Source organism: Sphingomonas sp., assembly GCF_032114135.1.
Classification (GTDB): domain Bacteria; phylum Pseudomonadota; class Alphaproteobacteria; order Sphingomonadales; family Sphingomonadaceae; genus Sphingomonas.
Genome location: NZ_DAMCTA010000001.1, coordinates 1,046,398 through 1,072,365 on the forward strand (window position 1 = coordinate 1,046,398; position 25,968 = coordinate 1,072,365).

22 protein-coding genes are annotated in these 25,968 nt (G+C 66.9%); 10 read left to right on the forward strand and 12 right to left on the reverse strand.

Features of this window, described 5'->3' with window-relative positions; genetic code table 11:
• Positions 1–140 precede the first annotated feature (140 nt).
• Complete coding sequence (locus RT655_RS04815) at positions 141–1,925, forward strand: thiamine pyrophosphate-requiring protein (RefSeq protein WP_313535258.1); 1,785 nt, start codon at positions 141–143, stop codon at positions 1,923–1,925.
• On the opposite strand, the gene RT655_RS04820 is transcribed toward RT655_RS04815, so the two are convergent.
• From RT655_RS04820 to RT655_RS04835, 4 genes are all read right to left on the reverse strand, one after another.
• The gene (locus tag RT655_RS04820) at positions 1,926–3,311 is read right to left on the reverse strand and encodes a TolC family protein (RefSeq protein ID WP_313535259.1); all 1,386 of its coding nucleotides are present in this window, start codon (positions 3,309–3,311) and stop codon (positions 1,926–1,928) included.
• The gene (locus RT655_RS04825; protein WP_313535260.1) at positions 3,308–4,369 is read right to left on the reverse strand and encodes an HlyD family efflux transporter periplasmic adaptor subunit; all 1,062 of its coding nucleotides are present in this window, start codon (positions 4,367–4,369) and stop codon (positions 3,308–3,310) included. The genes RT655_RS04820 and RT655_RS04825 overlap by 4 nt, the downstream gene beginning before the upstream one ends.
• On the reverse strand, positions 4,353–6,044 hold the full coding sequence (locus RT655_RS04830; protein ID WP_313535261.1) for an ABC transporter ATP-binding protein: 1,692 nt from the start codon (positions 6,042–6,044) through the stop codon (positions 4,353–4,355). Before RT655_RS04830 ends, RT655_RS04825 begins: the two co-directional genes overlap by 17 nt.
• Positions 6,045–6,117: 73 nt before the next feature.
• Complete coding sequence (locus tag RT655_RS04835; RefSeq protein ID WP_313535262.1) at positions 6,118–7,062, reverse strand: hydrogen peroxide-inducible genes activator; 945 nt, start codon at positions 7,060–7,062, stop codon at positions 6,118–6,120.
• 165 nt (positions 7,063–7,227) lie between these two features.
• On the opposite strand from RT655_RS04835, the gene RT655_RS04840 reads away from it, so the two are divergent.
• The 3 genes from RT655_RS04840 (at position 7,228) to RT655_RS04850 (ending at position 9,965) form a co-directional block, all read left to right on the forward strand.
• Entirely contained in the window at positions 7,228–7,977 is a 750-nt protein-coding gene (locus RT655_RS04840; protein ID WP_313536909.1) for an EAL domain-containing protein, read from the forward strand.
• A gap of 70 nt (positions 7,978–8,047) precedes the next feature.
• On the forward strand, positions 8,048–9,571 hold the full coding sequence (locus tag RT655_RS04845; RefSeq protein WP_313535264.1) for a fumarate hydratase: 1,524 nt from the start codon (positions 8,048–8,050) through the stop codon (positions 9,569–9,571).
• A 4-nt stretch (positions 9,572–9,575) separates the two neighbouring features.
• A complete protein-coding gene (locus tag RT655_RS04850) occupies positions 9,576–9,965 on the forward strand; it encodes a DoxX family protein (protein WP_313535265.1) in 390 nt (129 codons plus the stop codon).
• Here the strand turns inward: RT655_RS04850 and RT655_RS04855 are convergent.
• The 4 genes from RT655_RS04855 to RT655_RS04870 form a co-directional block, all read right to left on the reverse strand.
• Entirely contained in the window at positions 9,962–10,282 is a 321-nt protein-coding gene (locus RT655_RS04855; protein ID WP_313535266.1) for a hypothetical protein, read from the reverse strand. The genes RT655_RS04850 and RT655_RS04855 overlap by 4 nt on opposite strands.
• On the reverse strand, positions 10,279–10,917 hold the full coding sequence (locus RT655_RS04860) for a hypothetical protein (protein ID WP_313535267.1): 639 nt from the start codon (positions 10,915–10,917) through the stop codon (positions 10,279–10,281). Before RT655_RS04860 ends, RT655_RS04855 begins: the two co-directional genes overlap by 4 nt.
• A 72-nt stretch (positions 10,918–10,989) precedes the next feature.
• Positions 10,990–11,490, reverse strand: coding sequence for a hypothetical protein (locus tag RT655_RS04865; RefSeq protein ID WP_313535268.1), 501 nt, complete (start codon positions 11,488–11,490; stop codon positions 10,990–10,992).
• Positions 11,491–11,513: 23 nt separating this feature from the next.
• Positions 11,514–12,155: a TetR/AcrR family transcriptional regulator gene (locus RT655_RS04870; RefSeq protein ID WP_313535269.1), complete on the reverse strand. Its 642-nt coding sequence runs from the start codon at positions 12,153–12,155 to the stop codon at positions 11,514–11,516.
• 117 nt (positions 12,156–12,272) lie between these two features.
• Between RT655_RS04870 and RT655_RS04875 the strand changes: the two genes are divergently transcribed.
• From RT655_RS04875 to RT655_RS04900, 6 genes are all read left to right on the forward strand, one after another.
• A complete protein-coding gene (locus RT655_RS04875) occupies positions 12,273–13,721 on the forward strand; it encodes an efflux transporter outer membrane subunit (protein WP_313535270.1) in 1,449 nt (482 codons plus the stop codon).
• Positions 13,714–14,907 carry an HlyD family efflux transporter periplasmic adaptor subunit gene (locus RT655_RS04880; protein WP_409530241.1) on the forward strand — a complete coding sequence of 398 codons (1,194 nt, stop codon included), beginning with the start codon at positions 13,714–13,716 and terminating at the stop codon, positions 14,905–14,907. The genes RT655_RS04875 and RT655_RS04880 overlap by 8 nt, the downstream gene beginning before the upstream one ends.
• 12 nt (positions 14,908–14,919) lie before the next feature.
• A complete protein-coding gene (locus RT655_RS04885; RefSeq protein ID WP_313535271.1) occupies positions 14,920–16,449 on the forward strand; it encodes a DHA2 family efflux MFS transporter permease subunit in 1,530 nt (509 codons plus the stop codon).
• Between the two features lie 692 nt (positions 16,450–17,141).
• Positions 17,142–19,748, forward strand: coding sequence for a TonB-dependent receptor domain-containing protein (locus RT655_RS04890; RefSeq protein ID WP_313535272.1), 2,607 nt, complete (start codon positions 17,142–17,144; stop codon positions 19,746–19,748).
• 90 nt (positions 19,749–19,838) lie between these two features.
• Positions 19,839–20,654 carry a sulfite exporter TauE/SafE family protein gene (locus RT655_RS04895; RefSeq protein WP_313535273.1) on the forward strand — a complete coding sequence of 272 codons (816 nt, stop codon included), beginning with the start codon at positions 19,839–19,841 and terminating at the stop codon, positions 20,652–20,654.
• Positions 20,655–20,688: 34 nt separating this feature from the next.
• A complete protein-coding gene (locus tag RT655_RS04900) occupies positions 20,689–21,858 on the forward strand; it encodes a pyridoxal phosphate-dependent aminotransferase (protein WP_313535274.1) in 1,170 nt (389 codons plus the stop codon).
• Positions 21,859–22,043: 185 nt separating this feature from the next.
• On the opposite strand, the gene RT655_RS04905 is transcribed toward RT655_RS04900, so the two are convergent.
• From RT655_RS04905 to RT655_RS04920, 4 genes are all read right to left on the reverse strand, one after another.
• Positions 22,044–22,319 carry a hypothetical protein gene (locus RT655_RS04905; RefSeq protein WP_313535275.1) on the reverse strand — a complete coding sequence of 92 codons (276 nt, stop codon included), beginning with the start codon at positions 22,317–22,319 and terminating at the stop codon, positions 22,044–22,046.
• Positions 22,316–23,293, reverse strand: a complete 978-nt coding sequence (locus RT655_RS04910; RefSeq protein ID WP_313535276.1) for a hypothetical protein — start codon at positions 23,291–23,293, stop codon at positions 22,316–22,318. Before RT655_RS04910 ends, RT655_RS04905 begins: the two co-directional genes overlap by 4 nt.
• Positions 23,294–23,516: 223 nt before the next feature.
• Positions 23,517–24,704 (reverse strand): ATP-binding protein, encoded by a 1,188-nt coding sequence (locus RT655_RS04915; protein WP_313535277.1) that lies wholly within the window; start codon positions 24,702–24,704, stop codon positions 23,517–23,519.
• The gene (locus RT655_RS04920) at positions 24,694–25,938 is read right to left on the reverse strand and encodes a sigma-54-dependent transcriptional regulator (protein WP_313535278.1); all 1,245 of its coding nucleotides are present in this window, start codon (positions 25,936–25,938) and stop codon (positions 24,694–24,696) included. The genes RT655_RS04915 and RT655_RS04920 overlap by 11 nt, the downstream gene beginning before the upstream one ends.
• Between the last annotated feature and the right edge of the window lie 30 nt (positions 25,939–25,968).

Here is a 25,968-nt window from a genome sequence, read left to right on the forward strand (position 1 = left end):
CAGTGTGTATCGCTGCAGCGGGCACACCCCTCCACCACCGCCTGCGGCGGCGGTCCCCCTCCCCCTCCAGGGGAGGATCGAAAGTCCTCTGAACCAACCCCCTTCCCGTCGGTTACCCCAACGACTTCTGGAGACGGCAGATGGCGAAGCAGACGAGCGACTTTTTCGTGGAGCGGCTCAAGGCCTGGGGCGTGACGCGGATCTATGGCTATTCGGGCGACGGCATCAACGGCGTGCTCGGGGCGCTGCAGCGCGCCGAGGCCCAAGGCGACGGCATCGAGTTCATCCAGGTCCGCCACGAGGAGATGGCTGCGTTCATGGCGTCGGCGCACGCCAAGTTCACCGGCGAACTCGGCGTCTGCCTTTCCACCGGCGGCCCGGGTGCGACGCACCTGATCACCGGCATGTACGACGCCAAGCTCGATCATGTCCCGCTGCTCGCCATCGCCGGCCAAGCCGAGAGCACCGTGCGCGGCGCCAATTACCAGCAGGAACTCAATCTCGACCGGCTCTTCGCGGACGTGTGCGGCTATGTGCAGGAGGTCTCCGCCCCCGCGCAGCTGCGCCATGTCACCGATCGCGCGATCCGCATCGCCATCGCCAATCGCGACGTGACCGCAATCGTTCTGCCCAAGGACGTGCAGGACGAGCCATACCAGGATCCACCGCTCCAGCACGGCTTCACCCGCTCCGGCCCCGGCTATGTCCGCCCGCAGGTGGTGCCGCCCGCCAGCGCGTTTGCCCAGGCGGCCGAGATTCTCGATTCCGGGCAGAAGGTCGCGATCCTGATCGGCGCCGGTGCGCGCGGCGCCGAGGCGCAGGTGATCGAGATCGCCGATCGGCTCGGCGCAGGCGTCGCGAAGGCGCTGCTCGGCAAGGACGTGCTGGCCGACGACCTGCCCTTCGTCACCGGCGCGATCGGGCTGCTCGGCACCAAGCCCTCCTCGGACATGATGGCGGGCTGCGACACGCTGCTGATGATCGGCACTGGCTTCCCCTGGGCCGAGTTCCTGCCCAAGGAAGGCCAGGCCCGCGCGGTGCAGATCGACATCGACCCGGCGATGCTCGGCCTGCGCTACCCGGTAGAGTGCAATTTGCACGGCGGCGCGGCGGAGACGCTCGACGCGCTGCTGCCTCTCCTCCAGCGCAAGGCGGATCGCAGCTGGCAGGAGGGCATCGCGCACGAAGTCACCAAATGGTGGAAGACGATCGAGGAGCGCGCCATGGCCGAGGCGAACCCGGTGAATCCGCAGCGCGTGGTGTGGGAGATGTCGCCGCGCCTGCCTGCGAACGCCATCGTCACCTCGGACTCCGGCTCCTGCGCCAACTGGTACGCGCGCGACTATCGCGTGAAGGCGGGGCAGCGTGCGTCGCTGTCAGGCGGGCTCGCCTCGATGGGCGCGGCGGTGCCCTATGCGATCGGCGCCAAGTTCGCCCATCCTGATCGTCCGGTCGTCGCACTGGTTGGCGACGGCGCGATGCAGATGAACAACATGGCCGAGCTGATCACCGTCGCCAAATATTGGCAGCGCTGGGCCGATCCGCGCTTCATCGTCTGCGTGTTCAACAACCAGGACCTCAACGAAGTCACCTGGGAGCAGCGAGTGATGGAGGGCAATCCGCGCTTCCCGACGACACAGGACATCCCCGACGTGCCCTATGCCCGCTTCGCCGAGCTGATCGGGCTGCAGGGCATCCATGTCGACACGCCCGACGCGCTGGGCGATGCCTGGGACGCGGCGCTGCGTGCCGATCGCCCGGTGGTGTTGGAGGTCAAGACCGATCCGGACGTCGCCCCCTTCCCGCCGCACCTCACCCTGGCACAGGCCAAGGGCTTCCTGTCGTCGATGCTCAAGGGCGATGCCGGGCGCGGCGGGGTGATCAAGGAAACGGTGCGGCAGATCGCCAAGGAGATCACGGGATAGTCAAAGTCCCAGCACGGCCCGGTCCGCCGTAGCCGCGGCCAGATCGGCGCGTGCCACCAGCGCCTGGAAGCGCGCGTCGAGTGCACGCAGCCGGGCATCGGTCGCGCTTTCCTCGCGCTGGTTAATCAGGAAGAAGTCGCTGGCGCCCATGTCGAAGCGGCGCTGCTCGGCGGCGGCCATCTTGCCTGCCAGCTCGGCTTCCTGCCCCGCGAGATCCGCGACCTTGTCGGCGCCTTCGATGCCGATCGCGATGCCCTTCACCTCGATGGCGATCTGCTCTTCGAGCATGCGGTGGCGTGTGCGCAGGCCCTCGATCTCCGCCTTCGCCTCGGCGATACGCCCGCGCGCGCTGCGCCGTTCAAGCGGCACCGAGAATTTCACGCCGACGATCGCCTCGGCCGGCGTGCGCGATGGGCCGCCGAGCCCGATCGCGCCGACGTCCTTGCCCAACTCCGCGCGGGCATCGAGCCGCGGCTTGAGGTCATTCTCGGCGAGATCGAGTCGTGCCAGCGACTGGTCCATCCGCACCAGCACCGTCTTCAGGTCGGGCCGGAGGATTGGCCCCGCCTTGCGCGGCGCAATCGCCAGTTCGGGCAGGCCATCTGGAAGCTGCTCGGCTGCGGGCACCAACGGCACGCCATTCGCGTCGCGCCAGAAAAAGGACAACGCGTTGGCCGTCTCCGCCAGCTTCTGCTCGGCCTGTGCCAGCAGCGAGCGTCTGCGGGCGAGATTCTGGTCGTTCTCGGTGATCAGGATTTGCGGCCGCGCGCCAAGCTGCACCTGCCGCGCAAGCTGTGACCGCCGCTTCTCGGACAGTGTCAGCAGGTCGCGATACGCCTTGAGGCGAAGTCCTGCGATCGCCCAGGCCTGATACGCGCCCATCGCGCGGCGCTGCACGCCGATCGCCACCATCTCGCGCTCGAGCCTGGCGACATCGACATCCTGGCCGGCGAGGCGCAGCTTGGTACGCCGCTCGTCGGTCACCCGGTCGCGGAGCAGCGAGAACACCGCGCCGACTTTGAACTCGCCGAGCTGGTTGGTGTAGGCCTTGTCCTCGTAGACCGGGAACTTGCCCCGCGAGACGCGGTAACCCGCGTGGAGCCCGCCGCCATTATTGTCCAAGGCGCGGCTGGCCTTCGCCTCGACGACCGAGCCGTCATAATAGCCGAAGGGCCGCGCTTGGGCGTCGACGTCGAACACCACGTCGAACGCGCCCTCGGCGCTCAGCGCCTTGCCCTCGGCCTGGCGCTGTTTGGCCAGCGCCTCGATGATCTGCGGCGCGTTCTGTGCGGAGGAGCGCAGCACCTGATCGAGGGTGAGCGGTCCCTGCGCGGCGGCGGGCACCGCACAGGCGAGCGCGCAAAGGGCGAGCAGCAGCCGGATCATTTCTTTTTCTTCTTGTAGACGTCCATGCTCTTCTCCTCGTCCTTGCCCGACGCGGTGCCGAATTCGAGCGGGAAGTCGTTGAGCTGGCGCCAGAGTTCGTAGCCGACCGGCACCGTCTCGCCCTGCACCCAGCCGCGCACCTTGGCGCCGAGGCGGACGAAGCGGTCCCCCGGCCAGGCGAGCGTCCCCGGCATCGGCTCGATCAGTACGCGAAACAGGCCGTCGGGCATCGCCGAGGGGTCGACCGAGCGCACCCGGCCATCGAACAGCCCCCAGGCCATGGACGGCCAGCCACTCAGCTGGATCGCCGGCCAGCCCTCGAACTCCAGCCGCACGCGGCGGCCGGGGCGGACCAGCGCGATGTCGCGCCCGTCGACCATCAGCTCGACGACGCGCTCGGTGCTGCCTTCGGGTGCCAGCGTGGCGAGCTCGGCGCCGGCGCTGACCAGCGTCGCGGCCGCGGCGGCGTTGAGCGTCTGGATGCGGCCGTCGCGCGGGGCCCGGGCGATCTGCACCGCCTGGCGGTTGAGCGACACTTCGATCCGGTTGAGCTTGGCCCGCGATTCCGCGAGCTTGGCGCCCTGATCGGCGACGCGGATCTGCGCCTGTTCATAGTCACGGCGCGCCGCCAGCCCCTCGTTGAACAGCGTCCGCGCGCGGTTGACGTCGATCGAGGCGACCGCGCGGGCGCTTTCGAGCGAGGCGATTTCGGCATGGACCTGGTCGCGCTCGGCGGCGAGGCGATCGAGCAGAGCGGGATCGTTGTCCGAGATCTTGGCGATCGGATCGCCCTTCTTTACCGCCTGGCCGTCGGTGACGAACCAGCGCTCGACCCGGCCCGGCACCAGCGCGGTGACCGACTGGACGCGATCGTGCGGGTCGAGTGCGACCACCTGCCCCCGCCCGGGCGCGGTCTGCACCCAGGGGACATAGACCATGGTGACGCCGATCAGCGTCACGGCGATCACGATCATCCAGGCGATCGCGCGGGCGATGCGCGGCGGGCGCATGGCGGCCAATGTCGGGAAATGGCCGATATGGTCAGGCCGGAAGGGCATTGCCTGCCTCCTGCGCGGTGAGGGTGGCACGGAGCTGGTCGAGCATCTCGAAGCGGGCCTGGGCGGTCCTGCCCAGCCAGAGATAGCCGTCGCGGCGGATCGCCTCGGGCCGCCCGGTGAAGAGGAGCACGGTGGTACCTGCCTCGCGCAGCGCATCGAGCGCGGCGGTCAATCGTGTTGGCGGGATCAGATCGTAGAGCGGCCCGAGCAGCAGCACCTTCGGCCGTGCGAGCAGCGCATTGGCCAGTTTGAGCGCCATCAGTTCGCCGATCGACAGCGGATAGCCCGAGGCGGCAAGGGGCGTCTCCATGCCCTCGGGCAGCTGGCCGATACGTGCGTCGAGCCCGACCAGCGCGAGCGCGTCGAGCACCCTGCCCGCCGGGATGCCGGCGCCGGCAAGCCCGAGATAATCGCGGATGCTGATCTCGACGATGGTCGGCCGGTCGAGCACGATCACGTCCGAGCGGAGGCGATAGACGTCGAGCGCCTCCAGATCGACGCCGCCCACCATCACCAGCCCGCGATCCGGCTGCAAGTTGCGCTTGAGCAGCATGGCCAGGCGGCTGTCCATCGTCGGCGCGCCCACCACCACCAGCTGGCTGGCCGCCGGGATGGTCAGGTCGATGCGCGCGTCGCCGGCCTCCACCTCGCGCAGCCGCACCTCGCCATTGCCCGGCGCCTCGCTGCTGCGCGTGTGGGTCTCGTGCGGGATGGCGTAGAGCAGCGACACTTCCTCGGCCGCCGCGACCATGTCGTAAAAGGCATCGAGATAGGTGCCGAGTTGGCCGAGCCCGTAGAACACACCCGACAGGATCAGCTCGGCGGCGACCAGTTGGCCGATCGACAGCTGCCCCTGCAGGATCAGCCAGCCGCCCATCGCCAGCAATGCCGCGCTCGCGGTGGCGTAGAGGAGCAGATAGGCGCAGGTCTGGGTGAAGCTGAAGCGGAAGTGGCGGCGGTGCGCGGCGACATAGGCGGCGGTCATCGTCTCGGAGCCATCCATCGCGAAGTCGAGATGGCGGCTCGACTTGTAAAAGCCGTTCGAGGTGCCCAGCCCCTCCAGCCAGCGCGCCGCATCATGTTTGGCATGGCTGAGTGCGACCGCCGAGCGGATCGCACCCGGCGACCAGAGCTGCCAGATCAGCCACACCAGCGCGATCAGGATCACGTTGAAGCCGAGGAAGAACGGGTGGTAGAAGCTCGTCACCACCAGCCCCACCACCGATTGCAGCAGGATGGTGAAGCCGCCGATGACGAGGCTCGGCACGCTCTTCTGCACCGTCATCAGGTCGAAATAGCGGTTGAACAGGTCGATCCGGCGGGCATCAGCGAAGAAAGGGTTGCGGGCGTGGACCGCGCGGATGGTGATCTCCGCCATGGTCCGCGCGAACAGCCGCCGCTCGAACAGCGCCATGATGTGGACGCGCAGCGCGGCGAGGATCACCACGATCAGCAATAGCGTGAACAGCAAGAGCGAGAGCGTGATCAACGGCGCCGGCAGCGCGATCTTGGCGACGCTGTTGATCAACAGCTGCACCGAGATCGGCGTCGCCAGAGAGAGCAGGCTGATCGCGATGCCATAGACCATCGCGAGCCGCAGATAGCCGCCATCGGGGCCGATCACCTCGCCGAGCCAGGCGCGTACCTGTCCCCAGCCGATCTTCTGCTTCGCCATCGCTCCACCTTCTCCCTTTCGGATCGATGAAGTGCGGGCAGGGCCTCATAAGAACAATGGCAGCCCGGCTATATCATCGATAGGAAATACCTATGTCTTCGACGCAGGCGACCAGCTCCTGCGCCAGTCTCTTATAGGCGGCGGCGCGCGCCACACCGCTGCGCCACAGCAGCCCCATCTCGCGATAATGCCGCCCGCCACGGAACGGGCGCGCGACAACGTCGTCGCCGGGGCGAATTTCCTGCCGCACATAGAGTTCGGGCAGCACCGCCAGCCCCATGCCCATGCCCGCCATCTGGCGGATCGCATCGAGGCTGGTGCCTTCATATTCCTCGCGTACCCGGGCACCCGCCTCCTCGGCGATCGCGATGGTCTGTTCGGCGAGGCGGTAGCCGCGCTGCAGGGTGAGCAGGTCCTGTCCCGCCAGATCCTCGTTGCCGATCGTATCGCGCGCGGCGAGCGGATGATCCGCGGCCATGGCGAGGTGGAGCGGCTCGCGGAACAGTCGTTCGACCCGGGCGCCGGGCGCGGCGAGCGGCAACTGGGCGAGGATGAGGTCGTGCGTGCCGGCGGCGAGCCCCTCGACCAGCGCGGCCGGCGGGTTCTCGCGGACATGCACGCGCAACTCGTGGAACTGCTGGTGCAGCCGGGCGACCAGGCGCGGCAGCAGATAGGCACCGATGGTTGGCGTCACGCCCAGCCGGATCGTGCCGAGCAGCGCCGCGTCCCCCGCGCCGGTGAGTTCCCCGAGATCGCGGACCTCCAGCAGGATCCGCTGCGCCCGCATCGCGACCTCGCGGCCAAGCGGCGTCAAAAACGCACGCGTGCCACGCTCGACCAACGGGGCGCCCAGCGCGTCTTCCAGCTGGCGGACCGCCTGGGAGAGCGAGGGCTGGCTGACGCCGCACCGCGCGGCCGCGCGCGTGAAGCTGCCCTCCGCGCCCAGGGTGACCAAATAGCGCAGCTGCCGCAGCGAGACCTGCTTCTCAAAGTCCGGGAGCGGGGGAGAGTCGATCATCGACCCGCTTGATGGCGAAGATCATCGATGGCTGTCACTATGCTGTTTACCGGAATTGCTCCAACCCTGCGCAGTCACGCAATAACGCATTGAGAAATCAACTATGTATTTCGACGCGTGTTCGGTTTGTGTTAGCGATATCCGGATATGGACGGGCCCATGGAAATGCGAAAGATCTGCCAGGGGTGCCGCGACGGTACCGATTTCGACATCCCGTTCGCGATGGCGTTCCAGCCGATCGTCGACACCACCACCGGCGCGCCCTTCGCTTATGAGGCGCTCGTCCGGGGCCTCGACGGATCGGGCGCCTACGGCGTGCTGTCCCAGGTCACCGACGAAAACCGCTACGCCTTCGATCAGGCCTGCCGGGTCAAGGCGATCGAGACGGCGATGGCGGCGGGCCTGATGGATACCGGCGCCTGCCTGTCGATCAACTTTCTGCCCAACGCGGTCTATTCGCCCGTCGCCTGCATCCAGCTGACGCTGCAGACCGCCCGTGCCGTGGCGATGCCGCTCGACCGGCTGATCTTCGAGTTCACCGAAAACCAGCTGATCGCCGATCCGGACCATGTCGCGACCATCATCGATTCCTACAAGCAGATCGGCTTCAAGGTCGCGGTCGACGATTTCGGCGCCGGCCATTCGGGGCTCGACCTGTTCGCCCGTTTCGCGCCGGACGAAGTGAAGCTCGACATGGCGCTGGTCCGCGGCATCGACAGCGAGCCCCGCCGCCAGGCGATCGTACGTGCGATGGTGGGCATGTGCGCGGAGCTCGACACGCTGCTGATCGCCGAAGGGATCGAGACCGCAGAGGAGGCCGAGGTGCTGCGCGACCTCGGTGTGCGCTACCATCAGGGCTATTGGTACGCCCGGCCCGCACTCGGCGTGCTGCCTGCGATCACCCCGGGGGCCTAGTCCTGCCGCGACTTGGCCTATAGAGACACGGTGAAGCCCGCACCGGGCCCATTTTCTGCAGGCAGGATCCATGACCGTCCTCATCAAGGAAGCCGATCTGATCGAGAGCGTCGCCGACGCGCTCCAGTACATCTCCTACTACCACCCGATGGATTATATCCGCGCGCTGGGCGACGCCTATGAGGCCGAGCAGGGCCCCGCCGCCAAGGACGCCATCGCGCAGATCCTCACCAACAGCCGGATGTGCGCCGAAGGCCACCGCCCGATCTGCCAGGACACCGGGATCGTGACGGTCTTCATCCAGTGGGGCCAGAAGTGCGTGCTGGACAGCGAGCGCTCGCTGCAGGACGTGGTCGATGAAGGCGTCCGCCGCGCGTACCTGCACCCCGAGAACCGCCTGCGCGCCTCGATCCTGCGCGATCCGGCGTTCAGCCGCGTCAACACCAAGGACAACACGCCCTGCGTGCTCAACGTTGAGATGGTCCCTGGCGACCATGTCCATGTCGAGCTGGCGGCCAAGGGCGGCGGCTCGGAGAACAAGTCGAAGTTCGCGATGCTCAACCCGAGCGACTCGATCGTCGACTGGGTGCTCGAGATGATCCCGAAGATGGGCGCCGGCTGGTGTCCGCCGGGCATGCTCGGCATCGGCATAGGCGGCACCGCGGAGAAGGCAGTGACGCTCGCTAAGAAGTCGCTGATGGGCGACATCGACATGGCCCAGATCAAGCAGCGCGGGCCGCAGAACGATATCGAGAAGCTCCGCATCGAGATCTTCGACAAGGTCAACGCGCTTGGCATCGGCGCGCAGGGCCTGGGCGGCCTCGCGACGATCCTCGACGTGAAGATTCTCGACTATCCGACGCACGCTGCGTCCAAGCCGATCGCGATGATCCCCAACTGCGCCGCCACCCGCCACGCGCATTTCAGCCTCGACGGCAGCGGCCCGGTCTATCTCGACCCGCCGAGCCTCGACGAATGGCCGAAGGTGGAATGGACGCCCTCGAAGGAATCGATCCGCGTCGATCTCGACACGCTGACCCCAAAAGTGGTGGCGAGCTGGAAGCCGGGCGACCGGCTGCTGCTCAACGGCAAGATGCTCACCGGCCGCGATGCCGCGCATAAGCGCATCCAGGACATGCTGGCCAAAGGCGAAGAGCTGCCCGTCGATTTCAAGGGCCGGGTGATCTATTATGTCGGCCCGGTCGATCCGGTGCGCGACGAGGTGGTCGGCCCCGCCGGCCCCACCACCGCGACCCGTATGGACAAGTTCACCGAGATGATGCTGGCACAGACCGGCCTGATCGCGATGGTCGGCAAGGCCGAGCGCGGGCCGGTCGCGATCGAGGCCATCCGCAACCACAAGGCTGCCTATCTGATGGCGGTGGGTGGTGCGGCCTATCTCGTCGCCCGCGCGATCAAGGGCGCGCGCGTGGTCGGCTTCGAGGATCTCGGCATGGAAGCGATCTACGAGTTCGACGTGAAGGACATGCCCGTCACCGTCGCAGTGGATGCGACCGGCGAGAGCGTCCACCACACCGGTCCACTGGTGTGGCGCGAGAAGATCGCCAGGGAGCGGCTGCTCCAGAAGGCGTAAGGGCATGGGCACGCCGGACGAGACACGATGGCGCCAAAGGGCGCGCATCACACTGGCGTGCCTCTATCTGCTGGCGGGCGTGCTGCACCTGATGGTGCCGCGCCCGTTCCTGCACATCACGCCGGCCTGGGTACCCTACCCCGCGCTGGTCATCGCGGGCACCGGGATCTGCGAGATCGCCGGGGCCCTCGCACTGCTGAGTGTACGGCTCCGCAAGCTCGCCGGCGTGATGCTGGCGCTCTATGCGCTGTGCGTCTTTCCCGCGAACCTCCAGCATGCGGTCCAGGACCTTTCGACGGGCACCGGGCTGGGCTGGGCCTATCATGCCCCGCGGCTGTTCGTGCAGCCCTTGCTGTGCTGGTGGGCCTTGTGTGCAGGCGGGATTCGACGCTAGCCGCCCAGCGCGTCCGACAAATGGCAGTTTTTGCCGGGCGTCAGCGCCTCGACGCGGTCGACCTGCAGGATCGACCCGCCGTCCTTCCCCTCGACATAGCGACCGATGACCTCGCCATAGGCGGGCAGCCTCGCCTTGCGCAGCGCGTCTAACACATGCCCGCCCGGCGCATCGACCAGCGCATAGCGGTTCTCGGCCAGGTCGCAGCGTCGCAGGACGAGGGCGGTGCCGTCCAGCTCTATTGTGCCGATGAACACGTCCGCGCCCTCCTGCACCGGTGTCGCCGCGGCGGCGAGCGCGATCAGCATCCCGATCATAGCGGATTGCCGTCCTTGTCGAGCAGCTCGATCTTGTACGAGCAGCCGTACAGCGTCTTGCCGGGATGCGACGCAACGTTGGAAACGTTGAGGGCGATGCGGGTGTGCGCGCGGAAATGATCGCCGTCGGCGGGATCGGTTTCATCGCGGATCACCCGTTCCCCGATGAACTTGCGGAACTTGATCTGGGCTTCGGCCTGCGCCCTGGTCACCTTGCCCGAGGCGACGAGGGCGTCGACCAATCCGTCGGATGGCATCGCGTTCTCGATCTTCTCCTCCCGCGCGATCACCGCAGGATCGGGCTGATCGAGGATCGCCAGCACCCCTGTCGAGGTGAAGGCGATGCGACGGGTGCTGTACGCCCCGGCCACCGTGATCGGCGACGGCAGATCATATTCCTTGAGCAGGAAGTTGTTCGACTTGACCAGCTTCCACCCGAGCTTCGCGGCCAGCTTGTCGTCGCCCGCCACTGCCATGGCGAAGCCGTTATAGGTCGGCGCATCGAGGCGGCATTCAATCGCGTCGCGTACGTCGATCTTGGTGGGATCCACCTCGTCGTCCTGCTCGGAAGCGGCGAGGGCGGAGATCGGCAGCAGCGCGGCGAGCAAGGCGATGCGGAGCGAGGGAAGCTTCATGCGCACCGGTTATTACGCTGCCGACCAGGCGACAATCGTTTCGCGCCGAAGTGATGCGCCGGCAAGATCATCCTATTCCGGCAGGATCCGCACCCGGCGCTTGCCCCAATAGCTGAGATCGATCGAGAAATGCACCGGCGCGCCCTTCTTGGTGAGGATCATCTGGTCGCCCCGCCCACCTTCGCCGGTATAGCTGAACGCCCAGCCCTTCTTCTTGAGAGCCTCGCCGACCTTCATCACCGCCGATTGGTCGCGATCGTGCCACAGGGTGATCTGGCGGAAGCCGCTTTCGCCGTCGCCGCCGATAAGATCGAGCGCGGCTTCATAGGGACCCTCGCCCAGCAGCATCACGCCCGAGCGACGGCAGCGTAAGTGGCCGCCATCCATCTGCAGGCACTGGTCGAACCCGGCACGCTTGGCATCGGCAAGGCTGCCGCTCACCGGAAGGCCCGCATAGGCAAGCGAGGGCGGCGGCGGCGCGGGCGGCTCGCTGCTGCATCCGGCGATCAGCAACGCCGTGCAGGCTAGTACAGCGCGCACCACGCTGCGGTACTGTCGTTCCGGCGTCCGCATGTCCCTCTCCCCTCGCGGGAAGCCTAGGCGGCAGCGGGCTCGGGCGCAAATGCCCGGAGGAAGAGATCAACGATATAATCGGTCTCCTCCTCGATCTCGGCATCACTGAACTGGTGGCCCAGCATCGCGCGCTGTTGCGAACCCATGCAAAGGCTGGTCAGCGCGAATGCGGCTTTGAGCGGATCAGCAGTGCGGAGCTGCCCCTTGTGCATCGCGTCCTGCAGGTGCGCCGCAACCAGCTCCCGGGTGCGCTGGGGGCCGCGGCGGAAGAAGATCTCCCCCATTTCCGGCGAACGCTCGACCTCGGCATGGATCACCCGGTGCAGCCGGATCGCATCCATCGAGGTTACCTTGCGCAGCAAGCTTCGAATGAACGCGCACAGCGTCGCCTTCAGATTGTCCGAAGGCACCAGCAGTTGCATCACCTGCTCGCGATACTCACGCGTCACTTCGTCCACGCAGGCGTCGAACAGCTCCTCCTTGGAGGCGAAATAGCTCCACAAAGTGCCCTTGGAGCCGCCCAGTTCCGCCGCGATCGCCGACATGGAAACGCCGGCATAGCCCTGCTCCATGAAGTAGCGCTTCGCGATGGCGAGGATGGCGGCACGCCGATCCTGCTTTCGCGCCTCGCGCTTGCCGAGACATTTGGGAGTTACGATTTCCATAACCGTACTATAGGGTACGATTTTCTATTGACAAGGCCAGAAGCGCTCTCCATCTGGAACTCGTACCCAATAGTACGGTTTTTCCAGACCATGATGAGTCGTTTCCCAACAAGGCCCTTGTTGCTGTCCGCTGCTGCCGCCTCGGCGCTGGCGGCGTGCGCACCGGTGCCGAACCTCGGCGCGCGGCCGGAAGTACGCGCGGCGGACAGCTATGCCGCCAGCCAGTCCTTTGCCGGCACCGCGCAGACGCAGGCGCAGTGGCCCGTCACCAACTGGTGGGCTGCCTATAACGATCCGCAGCTCAGCGCATTGATGGACGAAGCTTTTCGCGGCGCGCCCAATCTGGCGGCCGCCGCTGCGCGGCTGCGTTCGGCGCAGGCCTATGCCGTGCAGGTCGGCGCCGCCCGGCTACCGCGTGTCGACGCCAGCGGTTCGGCCGCGGCCAACCAGATCAATGTCGGCGACAGCCTGCCGATCGATATCGGGTCCAACGTCCAGACGATCGGCTACGGCACTCTCAACCTCGCCTTCGATCTCGATCTCTGGGGTAAGAATCGCGCCCAGCTCGCTGCCGCGACCTCCGAGGCGGAGGCCGCACGGCTGGAGCTGGAACAGGCACGGCTGGCACTTTCGACCAATATCGCTGCCGCCTATGCCGATCTTGCCCGCCTCGCCGCCGATCGCCGGGTGCAGGAGCGCGCGCTGGAGGTTCGCCTCGCGACGCAGAAGCTGGTCACCGACCGCGTGACCAATGGCCTTGAGACGCGTGCCGAAGAAAAGCAGGCGGCCTCCGCCGTCCCCGCCGCCCGCGCGCAGCTCGCCGCGATCGACGAGGATATCGGGCTCACCCGCAACCGCATCGCCGCGTTGCTCGGCCAGGGCCCGGATCGCGGCCTGAGCATCGCCTTGCCCGCCGCGCCGACCGAGGCGCGCGGCATTCCTTCGGACGTAACGACCAACCTGATCGGCCGCCGCCCGGACGTCGCCGCCGCCCGTGCCCGCGTCGAAGCCGCCGCAAGCCGGATCAAGGCGGCGCGCGCGGATTTCTACCCGTCGATCCGACTGAGCGCGCTTGCCGGCTATGGCGCGCTCGGCCTTGACAACCTTGTCAAGGGCAATGGCGCGTCGGTGTTCCAGGCCGGCCCCGCGATCAGCCTGCCAATCTTCCACGGTGGCGAGCTGCGCGGCCAATATGCCCGCGCCCGCGCCACCTATGACGAAGCGGTCGCCAATTACGACAACAGCGTCACCACGGCGTTTCACGATGTCGCCGATGCGGTGACCAGTCAGAAGGCGCTTGCCACGCGCCTCGCCCAGAGCCGCCAGGCGCTGGACGATTCCGAACAGGCCTATTCGATCGCCCAGCAACGCTATCAAGGCGGGCTGTCGCGGTTTCTCGATGTTCTGACCGCCGAGGAGAGGGTGTTGCAGAACCGCCAGATCGTAGCCGGGTTGGAGGCGCGCGCGTTTGCGCTCGACGTCCAGCTCGTCCGCGCGCTCGGCGGAGGCTTTTCCACCAACAACGCGGCCGCTGCCGCCGCTTCCGAGGTCAAGACCCATGGCTGATGCAGAACCCGCCATCCATTCCGCGCGTGGCGACGCCGCCGATCGCAACGAGCCGTCCCAGGCCCCTGCCCATACCGACATGAGCGCGAGCAAGCGGAAGAACCTGCGCAAGCGGCTGATGCTCGGGATCGGCGGGCTCGTGCTCGTGGGCGGCCTTGCCTATGGCGGCTATTATATGGCCGTGGGCAGCCATTTCGTGACCACGGACAACGCCTATGTCGGCGCCGACAGCGCCAGCATCACGCCGATGACCGGCGGCCAGGTGCTGCGCGTTGCGGTGTCCGACACCCAGTCGGTCAAGAAGGGCGATATCCTCGTCCAGATCGACGACAGCGACGCCAAGATCGCGCTGGCCCAGGCGGAGGCCGATCTCGGCCGCGCCACCCGCCAGTTCGGCCAGACCTCCGCCACCAGCGAGGCGTTGGCCGCGCAGGTCCAGGCGCGCCAGGCAGACATCGCTCGCGCCCGGGCGCAGGTCACCGCGGCCCAGGCCGATTTCGAAAAGGCGCGGATCGACCTCGCCCGTCGCCAGAAGCTTGCGCCCAACGGCGCGGTCTCGGGCGAGGAGCTGACCTCGGCGACCAACGCCTTCCAGGCGGCGCGCGCCAATCTCGAACTCGCCAAGGCCGGTCTCGCCCAGGCGACCTCCACCCGCGTGGCGGCCAGCGGGCAGCTTGCCGCGAACCAGGCGCTGGTCAGCGGCACCAATGCCAACACCGCGCCCGAAGTGCTCGCCGCGCGCGCAAAGGTCGACCAGGCCAAGCTCGATCTCGCGCGGACCACGATCCGTGCGCCGTTCGACGGCGTCGTCACTCGCCGCGCGGTGCAGGTCGGCCAGCGCGTTGCCCCCGGCGCGCAGCTGATGCTCGTCGTGCCGCTCAACCAGCTCTATGTCGACGCCAACTTCAAGGAAGGCCAGCTGACCCGCGTCAAGGTCGGCCAGCCGGTCGAGCTGAAGTCCGACCTCTATGGCGGCGACGTGAAGTACCATGGCCGCGTGATCGGCTTCTCGGGCGGCACCGGCTCGTCCTTCGCGCTGATCCCGGCGCAGAACGCGACCGGCAACTGGATCAAGGTGGTCCAGCGCCTGCCGGTGCGTGTCGCGCTGGATCCGAAGGAACTGCAGGCGCACCCGCTGCGCGTCGGCCTGTCGATGGACGCCGAGATCGATACCTCGGCCAAGTAAGGAACGCCTGCCATGAGCGGCCAGATGCAGCGCGGGGGCTTCCTGGAGGGGCCCTCGCTGATCCTCGCCGGCGTGGTGCTGGCGTTGACCAATTTCATGGTGGTGCTCGACACCACCATCGCCAATGTCTCGGTGCCGCACATCGCCGGCAGCCTGGGCATCTCGTCGAGCCAGGGTACCTGGATCATTACCTCCTACGCCGTCGCCGAGGCGATCTGCGTGCCGCTCACCGGCTGGCTCGCCGGCCGGTTCGGGGTGGTGCGGGTGTTCATCCTCGGGGTGATCGGCTTCGGCATCTTCTCGGTGCTGTGCGGCATGTCGACCACGCTCGGCATGCTAGTCGCCTGCCGTATCGGCCAGGGACTGTGCGGCGGCCCGCTGATGCCGTTGACGCAGACGCTGCTGCTGCGAATCTTCAAGCCCGAACAGCACGCCCAGGCGATGGGGCTCTGGGCGATGACCACCGTCGTCGCTCCGATCCTCGGGCCGATCGCGGGCGGCACGATCAGCGACAACTGGTCATGGCACTGGATCTTCTTCATCAACATCCCGGTCGCCGCAATTTGTGCGTTCGGCGCGATGCGACTGCTCACCAAAGCCGAGACGCCGACTCAGAAGCTCAGCGTCGACAAGGGCGGGCTGGCGCTGCTGGTGCTGTGGATCGGCGCGCTGCAGATCATGCTCGATCTCGGCCGCGAGCATGACTGGTTCAACGATGCCACGATCGTGTGGCTGGGCGTGGTCGCCGCGATCGGTTTCCTTGTCTTCCTTGCCTGGGAGATTACCGCAAAGGACCCGATTGTCGACCTGCGGGTGTTCCGGCACCGCGGCTTCACGGTCTCGGTGCTATCGCTGAGCTTCGCCTTCGCCACCTTCTTCGCCTCGGCGGTGATCATCCCGCAATGGCTCCAGTCGAGCCAGGGCTACACCGCCACCTATGCCGGCTACGCCACCGCCTTTTCCGGCGTGGCGGCGGTGTTCATGTCGCCGGTGGTCGCCAAGCTGTCGAACAAGGTGGATCCGCGGCTGCTGGTGTCGTTCGGCATCCTCTGGCTCGGCGTGTCGGCGCTGCTCCGCGTCTATTGGAACAGCCAGGCCGGGTTCTGGACCTTCGCCTTCCCGCAGTTCCTCCAGGGCTTCGGCATGCCCTTCTTCTTCATCCCGCTGACCACGCTCGCGCTGGGATCGGTGCTGCCGGAGGAGACCGCCTCCGCGGCGGGCGTGATGAGCTTCCTGCGGACGATGGCGGGCGCGATCGGCACCTCGATCTCGACCAGCATCTGGGACGACAGCTCGCGCATCGCACGCAGCGAGATCGTCTCGCGAATGAACACCGACCCCACGATGAACGCGCTGATGGCGCAGGGCTTTTCGATCGGTCAGGTACGATCGGCGGTGGAACGCATCGTCAACCAAGAGAGCCTGACGCTGGCGACCACCCATGTGTTCCTGCTCTCCGCGATCATCTTTGTGTTCGCGGCCGGAATCATCTGGCTGACCCCGCGCCCGCGCGGCAAGGTGGATACCAGCGCCGCACACTAGACTTTTGCCTGACGGCAGAGACGGATAGCCCGTTCCAGCGATGGAGCGGGCTATGTGTCGTATATGCGTCAGAAAGGTTACGACATACGTCATTCGCGCATTGACACCGTGCGTCCCGGGGATAGCATCCTGAGTGCAAGAAAGAAAAACCTCAGGGGTCGGATGTCCGAATCGGTGCTTTGATCAGGAACAGGGTGATCAAATGACCGACTATCTATTTCCAGGCGACGCTTCGGCGCCGCCCGTGCAGATGACATCGCGGGTACGGTCATGGCTTCCTGACCTGGATAACTTGCCTCCTATCGAATAATTCGGAAAGCGCGCCGCCAGGATCCTTGTCGATCTGGGATATGGGTGGTGCGCTGGAGTAGCGCACACAGCTCGACGGGAGCGAAATTTGCCTCTGTCCTGCCGATATTGGTCCGGCGGTTTGCGCGGGCCCGGTTCAAACCTGTTCCAATATATGGTCGCCGCGCTGCCGCGAGGGAGCACGGCATGAGAACGTGCGGCCGCGCCTGAGGGCGCTGCTCACCTGCGTACCCAATGTCGGCACGACCAGCCCGTTCGCGAAACCGCGCTTTCGGGAAGGGGCAGCCATGTCCCGGGCGGACCGACACTAAGCCAAAGAGAAAGCAGAACAGACCGCAACGAGGAACGAACGACAACCATCAGCCTTCGGGGGGCACGATCGAATGCAATTACGCGAAACGGCATCGTTCACGGTTCTGGCCATCACCCTGGCGCTCGCCGCCACACCCGCCTTCGCGCAGGACAGCGAAGCCGAGGCTCCGCAAGGGGACGACATCATCGTCACCGGTACCCGCGTCACCGGCCTGCGCGCGGCGGACAGCCCCGCCCCGATCCAGCTGCTGAGCGCGGCCGACCTCTCCCGCACCGGCCAGCCGGACCTGATCCAGGCGCTGGCCCAGAACCTGCCGAGCGTGCAGGCACAGGCGTTCGGCAGCGACCTTCAGGCGCACAATTTGCAGATGAAGCTGCGCGGCCTGAGCCCCAACCACACGCTGATCCTGCTCAACGGCAAGCGCCGCCACGGCACCGCCAACGTCTCAGTCGCCGGCGGCCCCTATGGCGGCAGCGCCGCACCCGACATCAGCTTCATCCTGCCGGACTCGATCGACCATATTGAAGTGCTGCAGGACGGTGCCGCCGCGCAATATGGCACCGACGCGATCGCGGGCGTGATCAACATCATTCAGAAAAAGGCCGATCACGGCGGCGTGATCGACGTCACCGGCGGCCGCTATTACGATCAGGGCGGCAAGACCTACGCCTTCTCGGGCAATATCGGGTTCGCGCCGATCGAGAATGCCTATGTGAACATCACAGCCGAGAAGAAGCACAAGGGCTTCAGCTTCCGCGGCGACGTCAACCCGCAGGTCTATGGCAACAACGCCAACGCCACCAAATATCTGACGCTGTATCCGGGCATCAAGAACCTGCCCTACTACCCCTACACCAACCGCATTCTCGGCGACCCGGAGGTCGACCAGACCTCGGTGATGGTCAATGCCGGCTATGATTTCGGCGGCTTCGAATTCTACAGCTTCGGCAGCTACGGCCACAAGAATGCCCGAGCCTATGAGAATGTCCGCACGCCCGACGTGGTGGTCAGCAAGGCGGGCACGCCGCTCTACCCGAACGGCTTCCAGCCGCTCGAGGCGATCTCCGAAACCGACTATGCCGTCACCGGCGGCTTCCGCGGGACCATCGCCGACACCACCTTCGATGTCGCCACCACCTATGGCGACGATTTCGTCGGCGTATACGTCCAGAACTCGGCCAACGCCGCGCTCTACAAGGATACCGGCTTCACGCCGACCGAGTTCCACAATGGCGACTTCAAGGCCAGCCAGTGGACGAGCACGCTAGACCTGACCCACGCCTTCGATATCGGCTTGGCCGAGCCGCTCAACGTCGCCGGCGGCCTCGAATATCGCCGCGAGACCTATGGCATCGTCTCGGGCGATCCGGCCTCCTATTACGGCTCCGGCGCCCAGTCCTTCTTCGGCTACAGCCCGAACGACGCCGGCAACCACAGCCGCACCAACTTCTCGCAATATCTGGACATCAGCGTGAAGCCGGTCGACGCCTGGCTGGTCGACGGCGCGGTCCGCCACGAGCATTACAGCGACTTCGGCGACACCACCGTCTTCAAGCTGACCAGCCGCTACGACATCACCAAGGCAATCGCGATCCGCGGCACCGTCTCCACCGGCTTCCGCGCGCCGACGCTGGCCGAGGGCTTCTATTCGGGCATCAATGTCGGCCCGAACAGCGTCTCGGGCGTGCTGCCGGCCAACTCGCCCGGCGCCAAGGCGCTCGGCTTCGGCGGCCTCAAGCCGGAAAAGTCGACCAACTTCAGCGCCGGCTTCGTCTTCACGCCCAGCCCCCATGTGAACGTCACGCTCGACGCCTACTGGATCGAGATCCGCGACCGCATCCTGATCTCGAGCACCTTCTACGGCTTCAACGGCAAATACTGCCCGCAGGGCTATGCCGGCTCGAACAAGGCCAACTGCGTCGTGTACAATGCCGACGCCTACAGCACCTACAACCAGCAATCGGTCTACAACGCCGTCGCCACCGCGCTGGGCGGCACCATCCCCAGCTATGTGCTCACCGACGTCAACGGCGAGCGCAACATCGACGGCACCGTCTCGGTCCAGACCTTCGTCAACGGCGCCAAGATGCGCACGCGCGGCATCGACTTCGTCGCCAGCTACGACATGGACAGCCCGATCGGGAAGGTGAACTGGACGCTGTCGGCCAATTACAACGACAACAAGGTCAAGAACATCGCCGCCTTGCCCGCGGCGCTGTACGTCAACAAGGCCAACCCGGCGCTGTCGGCGCTGATCAACAATTATTCGATCATCGAGCTGGAGAACAGCACGCCCAAGTTCCGCGCAACGCTGGGCGCCTTCTGGGAATCGGGGCGGTTCAGCCTGAACTTCCGCGAAAGCTATTACTCCAAGGTCTATGCCCTGGAATCGACGCCGGGCAACAGCCCGCTCAAGGGCGCGGACCTTGAGGTGCCGGTCAACGCCGCCTTCATCACCGATCTCGAAGGCAGCGTGAAGATCACCGGCGGGCTCAAACTCTCGGTCGGCGCGAACAACCTGTTCAACCATTATCCGACCGAACGCTCGTTCGAGAATATCCGCTCGGCGCAGCTGGCCGCCGGCTCGCGCGGCTATTCGTCCAACCTCTACCCGACTATTTCGCCCTACGGGATCAACGGCGGTTATTATTACGGCCGGATCAGCCTGAAATTCTGAAGCCTTGCCGCCCGGGGGCACCTGCCCCCGGGCGGTCGTGTCGCGTGCGAGAACATAACTCGGGAGTGATGTCCTTTGCTTACCTCATCCATGGACTGGCTGATCCCCCTTCTGGGCCTGCTGGTCGCCGGGCTCGCTGCCGGTTTCGCCGGCGGCGTGTTCGGCATTGGCGGCGGCTTCGTCGTCGTCCCCGCCCTGCTGCTGATGCTGCCCCTGCTCGGCGGCGAGCATAGCCAATACGCCCATGTCGCCATTGGCACATCCGCCGCGACGATCATCATCACCTCGATCCGATCGGTGCTGAGCCACCACAAGCGTGGCTCGGTCGATTTCGAGATCCTCAAGACCTGGGCGCCCTGGGTGGTACTCGGCGACGGCATAGGCGTGCTGCTCGCCAGCCATGTCGACGGCCGGGTGCTGACCATGGTGTTCGCCACCGGCGTGCTGCTGATGTCGGTCAACTTCCTGGTGCCCAAGCTCGGCAACCGGGTGATCAGCGACCAGATGCCGGGGGGCGTCACTCGCGTCGCCATTGCCGGGGGGCTGGGCACCTTCTCGTCGCTGCTCGGCATCGGCGGCGGCACGATCGCGATCATGGTGATGACCTTGTGCGGCCGCTCGATCCACCGCGCGGTGGGCACCGCGAGCGGCATCGGCACGCTTATCGCGATCCCCAGCGCGATCGGCTTCGCGCTGATCGGCATGCACGAGCCCGGGTTGCCCTGGGGCTCGCTCGGCTTCGTCAACTTGCCGGCGACGCTCGCCATCGCATCGATGTCGATGCTCACCGCCCCGCTGGGAGTCGCGGCGGCCCACGCCTTACAACCAGCCATGCTGAAACGGGTATTCGGCATTTACCTCATCGTCATCGCGCTGGTGATGTTCCACAACGCGCTGAAGTTCTGACGCGCGTCTCGATCGAAACAGGGAGACCCTCGACATGACCATTCTCGAAACGCTCAAGAAGCCCGAAATCACCGAGGACCTGCGCGGCCGCGGCTATTCGCGCCGCGACATGGGCCGCATTGCCGCCCTGCTCGGCGGCACCGTGGCACTGGGCCGCGCCGCGCCTGCCTTTGCCCAGCAATCGGCCAAGGCAGTGATCGGCGCCGTCCGCATCGGTTCCAACGAATGCTGGACCGGCCCGCTGCCCGCCGGCGCGGCGGCGGCGATGAAGATCGTCACCGAAGGCAATCGCTACGAACCCAATGGCGAGCATGACCAGCTGTTTGCCGCAGTCTCCGCCGTGGAGGGCTTGCCCGCCAGCCACATCCGCGCCTGGCCGGGCTCGAGCGACCCGCTCAACCGCGCTGCGGTCACCTTCGCCTCGCCGACGCGCGGCATCGTCACTGCCGATCCCACCTATGAGCAGATCTGGCGCACCGCCGCCTGGATCGGCGCCAAGGTCACCAAGGCGCCGCTTGGGCCGCAATACCAGCACGACGTCAAGGCGATGTTGGCAGCCGACCCGAACGCCGGGCTCTATTATGTCTGCTCGCCCAACAACCCGACCGGCACGCTCACCCCGATCGCGGACATCGTTTGGCTGGCCGAGAACAAGCCCAAGGACGCGGTGCTGATCGTCGACGAGGCCTATATCCACTTCGCCGACGCGCCCAACGCCGCCAAGCTGGTCGCCAACCGCGACGACGTGCTGGTCATGCGCACCTTCTCCAAGCTGTTCGGCATGGCCGGCATGCGGCTGGGCCTCACCTTCGCGTCGCCGGCGCTGCACGACAAGATGATGCGCTATGACGGCTTCCAAGTGACCAACATGCTGCCGATGACCGCGGTGGCGTGCGGGACCGCCTCGATCCCGCTCGCCAGCGAGATCAAGGCGCGGCGCGACGAGATGATCGCCGTGCGCGAGAAGACGATCGCGCACCTCCAGAGTCGAGGGCTGAAGGTGCTGCCGGGCAGCCATGCCAACATGTTCATGGCCGAGTGGAAGGGCCGCGCGCCCAAGGACATGATGGCGGCGCTGCTTGCCCAGAACGTGCAGATCGGGCGATCCTGGACTGCCTATCCGACGATGTCGCGCGTCACCGTCGGCTCGGCGGCGGACATGGAGAAGTTCCGGATTGCCGTCGACAAGGTGCTGATGGCCTGATCGCCTGCCCTTATGCGCTCGCTCTTTCGCGAACGCCCAACAGACTCCGAACGCTCGGGTCCGCGCCACGTCGTGCGCGGACCCGATGTCCCGGCCAATTGATCGCGCGTGGCCCTGCGCCGGCAGGGATCCGCCCGGCGGCGGCCACATGCCGCGCCGGGCGCCGCTCCGGGGAACGTGTGCGACTAGTCCGCATCGTCGTCGGCAAGCGCCTCCTCGAGGCCGAAATCCTTGGGAATGGCGCGAATCAGATCCTGCGTTTCTTCCTCCAGATATTCAGCGGCAATGATGGGAAACGCGTCCACCACCTGACGCAAAAATGCGGGCTCAAGCGCCTGGACATCCCCGGCCAGTTGCTCCTGCAACTCGACTGCCGCGTCCGGGTTCAAATCATCCTCCTCCAGGCTCTCCGTAAAGACGACGACGCGCGCGACAATGCGGGCAACTTGTGCAGCAATCATGGTTTTTCCACCCATATATTGATGTTGGTGACGTTCATTTTCTTCAGAAACTTCACAGCCTTCAACCGCTGCTTTTCCGTGGGGACTTCCCAGATGCCGATCAGCCGATGCTCGGCAAGAACCTGGGACTGCCGCAGCACTTGTTGACCGGTACGGGGTGCCGTGACGATCCGCCATTTGCGATCGATCACATAATCCCCGCGTATCCCGTCAAACTTCGCCGCGCGCTTTGAGCCATCCGGCAGGGTTCGCATCAGGGTAGGCGCAAAGCCTGGCCGAGCGCCGGACGCAGCATCGTTATAGGCTGCCCAGACGGTATTTCTTTTCAGCGTCTCCTTGGCCCAGCCGATCTCCGGCGGCCTGAAATCCGGGCGCGGGCGCGCCATGCGTAGCCGGCGCAGGGTCGATACTTTCGCAAGCCCCGCCCCCGGCGCAACCGACAGCGCGACATTGCCCGCAACCGATCCGGTGACGCGGCCGATGTCGCGCGGCGAGGCAGTCGCAATCGCTTGCGCTGCGCGGGACAACGGGATGCGCGCCGGCACGTCTTCCGCCACGAGCGCAGTATCGATCGCTTGCGCGATCGAGCGACCGGCCCGGCGGACGGTAGTTACCGGGTTGGTCGTCAGCACATCCCGAGCGCCGGACACGGTGTCTGCCGCGACACCATACAGCCCCTCCCCCACGCCGGCGGCAAATTCGGTGACCGGATTGCGCGGTGCATGAGACGAAGTGCGCCGCGACTGCGGGGCAGCAGGTCGATTCGTCGCACCCCGGGGCGGACCGGCGCCGGCGCCACCATGGACCCGTCCGGCCCCGGCAAAGATGAATCTGCCATCCGCCGGATCATGCCAAGGATTGAATTTGACTTCGATTTCATCCGGCTGCGCAGCCTCCAGCGGCCATTTTCCCGATCGCAACCAAATGGAAAATGCGCTTACACCTCGTTCCGCTCTCGCAGCATTTCGTTCCACGACCGAAACAACGCCGGGATTATATGGAACATTTAGGGAACGATGTCGAGATCCATCAAGTGCGCATCGCGCGATCGGATAGATGAGCGATGGACATGTCGAATGCTCTGCTCAATGCACAGGGCTCTCCTCGTGCGGGCCATGCAGAAACGTCCCGTATCGCCCTCGACGCAACCCCGATCGGCTGACTATTTCCCAGCGCCGCCCCGGCGGCAGGGCAGCCTCACCCGCGGGTGACGATCGGCAACATCGCCTCGAACCACGCGCCTTCCGCGCCTTCCGCGCTTTCTGCCAGCACCAGATCGCCGCCATGCGCGCGGAGAATCTGTCGGGCAAGCGCAAGCCCCACGCCCGTCCCCTGCAGCTTGGTCGTGAAGAACGGACGGAAGATCGCCGCTCGATCGGCTGCCGCGACGCCGGGGCCGTTGTCCCACACCTGCCAGCCGGCGGTCTCGGTATCGTGCCGTAGCGTCAGCCCCACCCGCCCCTCGGCTTGCCCCAAGGCCGCCTCCGCGGCATTCTGCAGCAGCGCCCACAGCGCTGCGCTCAGCTGATCCGCATCCCCGTCAAGCCGCACCGGCGGACCGTCCGCAAACACCAGCGGCAGGTTCGGCCAGCGGGTGGCAAAGAGGCGGGCGAGATCGGTCGCGATCTCGCGCAAATCGGTCGCGGCGAAGGCCGGCGCCGGCAGCCGAGCAAGCGAGCGATAGGCCTCGCCGAAGCGCTGGAGCCCCGCGGCACGCCGCGCCACCGTGCCCACCGCGTCGCGCAGCGCCGGCAATGCAGGGGCGTCCTCCTCCAGCATGTCCGCCGCCGTGCGGCTGAGCGAGGCGATCGGTGTCAACGCATTGACGATCTCGTGGCTCAGCACCTGCACCAGGTCGCGCAAAGTCGCTGCCTCTGCCGCCTTCAGCTCGGCATCGATGTCGATCAGCGCTGCCAGGCGGCTCTGTGTGCCGCCCAGCGCGAAGTCGCTGGTGGTGAGCGCAAAGCTGCGACCGCCGATCGCCACGGTGGACGACATGCCGCCCGGGCTGCCGATCGCCTCGACCAGCAGCGCGGGCGCATCGGGGATCAGATCGGCGGCGCCGAACAGCCGGCGCGCGGCGCGGTTGATCGCGTGGAGCCGGCCTTCATCGTCCAGCGTGACGATTGGCGCGGGCGACAGGTCGAGCAGCGCGGTCAGCCGCCGCTCGCGATGGGCGGGGTCGGGTGCCGGCATCGGCGCGGCTACCGGTACCAGCTTGGGCCGCTGCGCCTCGGCGATCCCGGTCACCAGCGCCCACAAGCCCGCCAGCGCCGACACCAGCGCGCTGGCATAGAGCCCCGCGCTCCACGCCGCCGCAAACGCGCCACCGGCCAGCAGCAGCAACATGCCGCGCAGCAGCGCCGCCCAGCCCCTAGAGCCCATATTTCGCCATCCGCCGATAAAGCGCCGCGCGCGTCAGGCCCAGCTCCGCCGCCGCGCGGCTGACGTTGAACGCGTGCCGCTTGAGCGCCGCCGCCACCAGCGCCGCCTCGCTGCGCCCAAGGTTGAGGTCCGCCTTGATCGCGCGCGGCTCCAGCGTGTCCTCGGGCAGGCTAAGTCCCAGCGCGGCGACATCGATCGCCGCGCCGCCGCCCAGCAGCACCGCGCGCTCGATCGCCTGGCGCAGTCCGTGAACGCCATCGGGCCAGGTATCGGCAGCGACCGCCCGCGCCGCCTCGTCGGTCAGCGGGCGTGGAGGCTGGGCATAGCGCCCGGCATACAGGGCGCAGAAATGCCGCGCGAGCAGCAGCGCATCCCCGCCCCGCTCGGCCAGCGGCGGCAGGTCGATCTCCACCGTATTGAGCCGGAACCGCAGGTCGTCGCCGAGCGCCGCTCGGGTGCCGGCGCGATCGCGTCGGCTGGTGGACAGCACACGCAGTCCGCCCAGCCGCCGCGCCAGCTCGGGCTGCAATGTAGGCGCGAGCAGGTCCACCGCCTCGATCAGCAGCGTTCCGCCCTCGGCCGCCATCACCCGCGCCTCGATCGTCGCCAGATCCGCCACCGCTGCATCCAGCGTCACCAGCGGTCGCTCGGCACGCGCCGAGGCGCGGTGGAGCAGGTGCGCCGCCAGCGTCTTCCCGCTTCCCGCCGGGCCGGTGAGCAGCACCGCGGCGTCGGTCGGCCCCACCCGCGCGATCAGCCCGCGGGCCGCCTCGATCGCGGGCGCCTCGCCGAGCAGCAGCAGCGCCTCCTCGCCGCTCGGCGCCGGGGCGGCGGCCAGCTTCGCCCGGCGCAGCGCCACCGCGCGCTCGACGGTAGCGACCAGCCGCTCGTTGCTCCATGGCTTGATCACGAAGTCGCTCGCCCCGCCGCGCATCGCCTGCACCGCCACCGCGATGCCGCTATGGCCGGTGACCACGACCACCACGGCATTGCGATCGGCCGCGATCAGCCGGTCGAGCATGCGGAAGCCCTCCTCCCCGGAAGTGCGCCCGCGGGCGAAATTCAGATCGAGCAAGATCGCGTCGACCGGCCCCTCGGCCAGCCGCACCCACGCGGCGTCGGGATCGGGCGCGCCGAGCACGCGCATGCCGTTCCGTTCGAGCAGCAGCGTCGCGGCGCGGACGATGTCGGGATCGTCGTCGATCACCAGGATGCTCGGCGATTCGGTGGGCACTGGCTTGACCGCTCCGGTTGAGTGTTCGGA

Bases quoted from the DNA above. Each gene is read 5' to 3' on its own strand.
- RT655_RS04895 (WP_313535273.1), top strand. From the start codon at position 19,839: ATGGACTGGCTGATCCCCCTTCTGGGCCTGCTGGTCGCCGGGCTCGCT.
- RT655_RS04870 (WP_313535269.1), bottom strand. From the start codon at position 12,155: ATGGAAATCGTAACTCCCAAATGTCTCGGCAAGCGCGAGGCGCGAAAG.
- RT655_RS04855 (WP_313535266.1), bottom strand. From the start codon at position 10,282: ATGATCGGGATGCTGATCGCGCTCGCCGCCGCGGCGACACCGGTGCAG.
- RT655_RS04830 (WP_313535261.1), bottom strand. From the start codon at position 6,044: ATGGCGAAGCAGAAGATCGGCTGGGGACAGGTACGCGCCTGGCTCGGC.
- RT655_RS04840 (WP_313536909.1), top strand. From the start codon at position 7,228: ATGCGAAAGATCTGCCAGGGGTGCCGCGACGGTACCGATTTCGACATC.
- RT655_RS04815 (WP_313535258.1), top strand. From the start codon at position 141: ATGGCGAAGCAGACGAGCGACTTTTTCGTGGAGCGGCTCAAGGCCTGG.
- RT655_RS04915 (WP_313535277.1), bottom strand. From the start codon at position 24,704: ATGGGCTCTAGGGGCTGGGCGGCGCTGCTGCGCGGCATGTTGCTGCTG.
- RT655_RS04835 (WP_313535262.1), bottom strand. From the start codon at position 7,062: ATGATCGACTCTCCCCCGCTCCCGGACTTTGAGAAGCAGGTCTCGCTG.
- RT655_RS04845 (WP_313535264.1), top strand. From the start codon at position 8,048: ATGACCGTCCTCATCAAGGAAGCCGATCTGATCGAGAGCGTCGCCGAC.
- RT655_RS04885 (WP_313535271.1), top strand. From the start codon at position 14,920: ATGAGCGGCCAGATGCAGCGCGGGGGCTTCCTGGAGGGGCCCTCGCTG.
- RT655_RS04900 (WP_313535274.1), top strand. From the start codon at position 20,689: ATGACCATTCTCGAAACGCTCAAGAAGCCCGAAATCACCGAGGACCTG.
- RT655_RS04865 (WP_313535268.1), bottom strand. From the start codon at position 11,490: ATGCGGACGCCGGAACGACAGTACCGCAGCGTGGTGCGCGCTGTACTA.
- RT655_RS04860 (WP_313535267.1), bottom strand. From the start codon at position 10,917: ATGAAGCTTCCCTCGCTCCGCATCGCCTTGCTCGCCGCGCTGCTGCCG.
- RT655_RS04905 (WP_313535275.1), bottom strand. From the start codon at position 22,319: ATGATTGCTGCACAAGTTGCCCGCATTGTCGCGCGCGTCGTCGTCTTT.
- RT655_RS04820 (WP_313535259.1), bottom strand. From the start codon at position 3,311: ATGATCCGGCTGCTGCTCGCCCTTTGCGCGCTCGCCTGTGCGGTGCCC.
- RT655_RS04890 (WP_313535272.1), top strand. From the start codon at position 17,142: ATGCAATTACGCGAAACGGCATCGTTCACGGTTCTGGCCATCACCCTG.
- RT655_RS04850 (WP_313535265.1), top strand. From the start codon at position 9,576: ATGGGCACGCCGGACGAGACACGATGGCGCCAAAGGGCGCGCATCACA.
- RT655_RS04825 (WP_313535260.1), bottom strand. From the start codon at position 4,369: ATGCCCTTCCGGCCTGACCATATCGGCCATTTCCCGACATTGGCCGCC.
- RT655_RS04880 (WP_409530241.1), top strand. From the start codon at position 13,714: ATGGCTGATGCAGAACCCGCCATCCATTCCGCGCGTGGCGACGCCGCC.